Source organism: Vibrio sp. Y176 (assembly GCF_033438945.1).
In genome coordinates this window covers 1-805 of sequence record NZ_JAWOQS010000338.1, presented here as the reverse complement: position 1 = coordinate 805, position 805 = coordinate 1, and the positions used below count along the sequence as shown (strand labels likewise).

The window sequence follows — 805 nt, the reverse complement described above, 5'->3', positions numbered from 1 at the left end:
TGCGTTTGGCTAAGCAAGTTGAACAGCGCATCTGGGTATTGAAGCTCTCGCAACGTGAGGTTACCGAGAATTTCTCGATCATCGCGCAGCATCACACCATCAAAGCCCGCTTCGTTGTCTTGTGCGGCGTAAAGGTTCGCCATGCTTCTTGCCAGTGTTGCTGGCTGCATTTTCCATGCGTCACACCACTGACGAATGCTGAGTGGCAATGCCTCGCTGTAAGTCCAGTTCAAACACACTTCTGGTTCTGAATCACAACGCTCAATTGGCAATTTGACGGTGATCGTCGTACCCAAGCCGAATTGTGAATCGATGCAGAGCACGCCGCCCATACAGTCGATCAATCGGTCAACGATGCTCAGCCCTAACCCTGTGCCGCCATATTTGCGCGTAATGCTGTCATCCGCTTGAACAAACGGGTTGAGAATGCCTTCGAGTTGGCCATCCGTCATGCCAATGCCCGTATCTGCAACTTTCAAAATAAGCTGCTTTTCGTGCAGGATGACACTGATTCCGATCTCACCTTCTGCTGTGAATTTCACGGCATTTGAGAGCAGATTGGTGGTGATTTGCACTAATCTCAGTGCATCGATTTCAATGAACGCATCCGAAAACGGCTTGATCGTAACTTTGTAATCCAAACCTTTCGCAAGCGCTCTTGGCTCAAAGCTTCTAAACACATCGCACAAGGTTTTGAGTAAGTCGGTTTTAGCGGGAGCAACGGTTAACTGTCCTGCTTCCAGCTTTGAGTAATCCAACACTTCGTCTACTAGCACATTCAAATGATTGAGTGATCGCATCGCCT

General features: G+C 48.8%; 1 protein-coding gene. It reads right to left on the bottom strand.

Going from position 1 to position 805, the window contains the following annotated elements; genetic code table 11:
• Positions 1–805: sensor histidine kinase (locus tag R7O13_RS25920; RefSeq protein WP_318305081.1), on the bottom strand; the 805-nt coding region annotated here is incomplete at both ends.